The organism is Nostoc sp., assembly GCF_041747015.1.
Taxonomy (GTDB): domain Bacteria; phylum Cyanobacteriota; class Cyanobacteriia; order Cyanobacteriales; family Nostocaceae; genus Nostoc.
The window spans coordinates 1-4,056 of record NZ_JBGTFY010000418.1 but is presented as its reverse complement, the minus strand read 5'-3'; the positions used below and the strand labels follow the sequence as shown (position 1 = coordinate 4,056).

The window sequence follows — 4,056 nt, the reverse complement described above, 5'->3', positions numbered from 1 at the left end:
TCAAGTATTTATACTTAATTATTCGACCTAATTGTTTTTTTAGCCATTGCCTCTGGCTGAAAAACTAGTTATTTTGTACTATATTTTCAATTCCAAAATCGGGGTTAATACCCTATTTTTTCCAAAATGAGAATTGCTGATCAGGAATTCCCAGATTTGCATTTCCAGCTTCTTGTACTGTTAAAACATCATGTCCCATTGTTCGCAGTAGTTCACTTACTTTCCGTGGGAACTGCTCATCAGCATATAAACGCGCCATTATTTAAGCAACCTCATTAGCGCGGATAGCAGCTTCAATTTCTTCAGGATAAGCATCTGCATATATCCAAGTGTTAACTAAATCGGCTGCACTAATATGAGGATAATCTTGCAAAAGTTGTGCTTCAGTAATGCCAAGACAACGCGCTTCAACTAATAGCCAAATAGCAATGCGGGTTCCAGCAATACAAGCTTCTCCACCGCAAACACCAGGTGTTTTAGTAATACCTTTAGCTCCAATATTGATAGTTTGAGTTAGACTTTGGATAATTGCTGCTTTTTCTGTTGGGGGTAGTGCTAGGACTTGATTTTCTAGTTCTTGGAGAGTCATAGAGTAACTGGCTAAATTTTTACTTTATTTGCTTAATTGTAGCGACTGGGATAGAATGAGCAATCGCTACAAGCTAAATTAATATTTAGGATATTTTTGGAGTCATATTTTTTGCTAAAAAACAGCAACAATTGATACAAGTTAATTTTTGGAAAAACTACTATTCATTACAACTTAAAAAAAAAATAATGGGGACAATGGGGAAAGAAAAAACCTGTTAATTTGCGCTCGGAGACGAATAATGGTAGCGATGTCTACGACAGGCAATGCCCACGCAGAGAACGTTCAACATCGGCTAACTATACAAACTGTAGAAATTGCCCCTAACACAACGGCGATTCGCTCTCTTGATTGGGACCGCGATCGCTTCGATATCGAATTCGGACTGCAAAACGGCACAACCTACAATTCATATCTAATTAGGGGTGAACAAACAGTTTTGATTGATACTTCTCACCAGAAGTTTCGCGATCTGTATTTAGAGACTCTCAAAGGTCTTGTCAACCCCAAAACAATTGATTATATAATTGTCAGCCACACAGAGCCAGATCATAGCGGCTTGGTGGAAGATGTTCTTCAATTAGCTCCTAGAGCTACCGTCTTAGCCTCAAAAGTTGCGCTGCAATTTTTAGAAGGCTTAGTACACGATCCTTTTTCTAAACGGATTGTAAAAACTGGCGATCGCATTGATATCGGCAAAGGACACGAAATCGAATTCGTGAGTGCGCCTAACCTGCACTGGCCAGATACAATCTTTAGCTTTGACCGCAAAACCCAAATTCTCTACACCTGTGATGCTTTTGGGATGCACTTTTGCGACGATCGCACCTTCGATGAAGATTTAGAAGCGATCGAAGCTGACTTCAGATTTTACTACGACTGCTTGATGGGACCTAACTCTCGTTCGCTGCTGAATGCGATGAAGCGAATGGGTGATCTTGGGAAGATTAATATTATCGCCAACGGTCACGGTCCCCTACTATACCACCATCTAGATGTTCTAACCGGGTGCTACGAAAATTGGAGCCAAAAACAAGCTAAAGCAGAAACCACCATCGGCTTGTTTTTTGTCTCAGATTACGGCTATGGCGAACGCCTTGGTCATGCAATTGCCGAAGGTATACAGAAAACTGGGGTTGGGGTAGAAGTCCTCGATTTGAGTACTGCTGAGAGCCAAGAAATCCAAGAATTAGCCGGTAGAGCAGCTGGGATCATTATCGGTATGCCTCCGACTAGCGACGCCGCCGCTCAAGCTAGTATCAGTTCGGTGCTAGCTGTTGCCAAGAACAAGCAAATGGTTGGGCTGTTTGAATGTTACGGTGGGGATGATGAACCCATTGATACACTCCGCAGAAAATTTCTCGACTCTGGTATCAAAGAAGCTTTCCCAGCGATTCGGATTAGAGAAGCTCCCACTGCATCTACATTTCAGTTGTGTGAAGAAGCGGGTAAAGACTTCGGACAATTGCTAGTGCGCGATCGCAACATCAAGCAAATCAAGTCCCTTGATGTCAACATGGAAAAGGCGCTGGGTCGCATTAGTAGTGGACTGTATATAGTCACTACTAAAAAAGAAAATGTATCAAGTGCAATGCTGGCATCTTGGGTAACACAAGCAAGTTTGCAACCATTAGGATTGACAATTGCCGTTGCCAAAGACCGCGCCATTGATTCCTTAATGCAAGTAGGCGATCGCTTCGTCCTCAACGTTTTGGAAGAAGGCAATTATCAAGAACTCAAGAAGCACTTTCTCAAGCGCTTGCATCCCGGTGCTGACCGATTTGCTGGAGTGAAAACTCAAACCGCGAAAAACGGTTCTCCGATTTTAACTGATGCTCTAGCATACATCGAATGTGAAATCCAGAGCAGCATGGAATGCAGCGACCACTGGATTTTATACTGCACCGTCCAAGAAGGTCGTGTTTCCAAAAATGATGGACTGACAGCCGTTCGCCATCGGAAAGTAGGTAATTACTATTAATCGAAACAGTGCTGAGTCATGAGTGCTGAGTCAATACGGTTCGGTTAGGTGCATAGTCCTTAAAGATCCCCCTTAGTCCACGCCAGATCCTTCAAGTCGGGAAACCGCAAGGGCGGACTGGCTCCCCTTAAAAAGGGGGAAAAAGAGCCATCCATTCTTAGCCCCCCTTTTTAAGGGGGGTTGGGGGGATCAAGTCTTATCCGAATCGTATTGAGAGATGAAAGGGAGAGTTGGAACTTAAAGTTTCAGGCTCAAAAGCGCAACTTCCAGGTTAAAAGGCTCAACGTCGAGGCTAAAAGGCTCAAAGTCCAGGCTAAAAGGCTCAACGTCTAGGCTCAGAACCTCATCTCCCTCATCTTCTCCAATGCCCAATGCCCAATGCCCAATTCCCAAACTTTAAAACAGTTATGCCCAATTCCAAGCCACGCGACGTACAAGTTCTGCCAATTGCTACAAATACTAAAGCTATCAGAGCGCGTAGTTGGTCACGTCTACGGTTTGAAATTGAATACGCACTTGAAAGAGGTACTACCTCCAATTGCTATTTAATTGAAGCTGATAAAACCGCACTTATTGATCCACCCCCAGAAAGCTTTACCGAAATTTATTTAGAAGCATTACGGCAGACTGTAGATTTGCAACGTTTGGATTATATAATCCTCGGTCATTTTAATCCCAACCGAGTTGCAACCCTCAAAGCAATTTTAGAATTAGCACCACAGGTAACTTTTGTCTGTTCCCTTCCTGGTGCAAACAATTTGCGTGCTGCTTTCCTAGAGAAAGATTTGAACGTCCTAGTAATGCGTGGGAAAGAAACTCTGGATTTAGGCAAAGGTCATGTTTTAAAATTCCTCCCCACTCCCAGTCCACGCTGGCCAGAAGGACTTTGTACCTACGACCAGCAAACCCAAATTCTTTACACAGATAAGTTATTTGCAACTCATCTCTGTGGCGATGAAGTGTTTGATGATAACTGGGAAGCGCTCAAAGAAGACCAGCGTTACTATTTTAACTGCCTGATGGCTCCCCAAGCTCCTCATGTGGAAGCAGCTTTGGAGAAAATATCAGATTTGCCGGTGAGAATGTATGCTGTGGGTCACGGTCCCTTAGTCCGCACCAGCTTAATCGAACTTACCAAAGCTTATGGAGAATGGAGCCGTTCTCACAACGATCGCGAGATTTCTGTAGCTCTACTATATGCTTCAGCTTACGGGAATACGGCGACTTTAGCCCAAGCGATCGCTCTGGGACTAACTAAAGGTGGAGTCGCAGTCAAATCAATCAACTGCGAATTTGCTACCCCTGATGAAGTTCGCATCAACCTAGCACAGTCAGACGGTTTTATCATCGGTTCGCCCACCATCGGCGGTCATGCGCCGACTCCCATTCATACTGCTTTAGGGATTGTGTTATCGAGCGGTGACAACAGCAAACTTGCCGGAGTCTTTGGTTCCTATGGCTGGAGCGGTGAAGCATTTGATTTAAT

3 protein-coding genes and 1 pseudogene are annotated in these 4,056 nt (G+C 43.8%); 2 read left to right on the top strand and 2 right to left on the bottom strand.

Annotated features, from left to right (window positions below):
- Positions 1 to 133 precede the first annotated feature (133 nt).
- Positions 134 to 259 (bottom strand): annotated as a pseudogene (locus tag ACEW80_RS32720) (DUF5615 family PIN-like protein); the annotation flags it as partial.
- 3 nt (positions 260 to 262) lie between these two features.
- Positions 263 to 589, bottom strand: a complete 327-nt coding sequence (locus ACEW80_RS32715; RefSeq protein ID WP_373530601.1) for a DUF433 domain-containing protein — start codon at positions 587 to 589, stop codon at positions 263 to 265.
- Positions 590 to 830: 241 nt separating this feature from the next.
- Here ACEW80_RS32715 and ACEW80_RS32710 point away from each other — a divergent pair, with 241 nt between their 5' ends.
- Both ACEW80_RS32710 and ACEW80_RS32705 read left to right on the top strand, forming a co-directional pair.
- Complete coding sequence (locus tag ACEW80_RS32710; protein WP_373530600.1) at positions 831 to 2,570, top strand: diflavin flavoprotein; 1,740 nt, start codon at positions 831 to 833, stop codon at positions 2,568 to 2,570.
- A 407-nt stretch (positions 2,571 to 2,977) separates the two neighbouring features.
- Positions 2,978 to 4,056 (top strand): FprA family A-type flavoprotein (locus ACEW80_RS32705; protein ID WP_373530599.1); only part of this gene is annotated, 1,079 nt, incomplete at its 3' end.

Bases quoted from the DNA above. Each gene is read 5' to 3' on its own strand.
- ACEW80_RS32715 (WP_373530601.1), bottom strand. From the start codon at position 589: ATGACTCTCCAAGAACTAGAAAATCAAGTCCTAGCACTACCCCCAACA.
- ACEW80_RS32710 (WP_373530600.1), top strand. From the start codon at position 831: ATGGTAGCGATGTCTACGACAGGCAATGCCCACGCAGAGAACGTTCAA.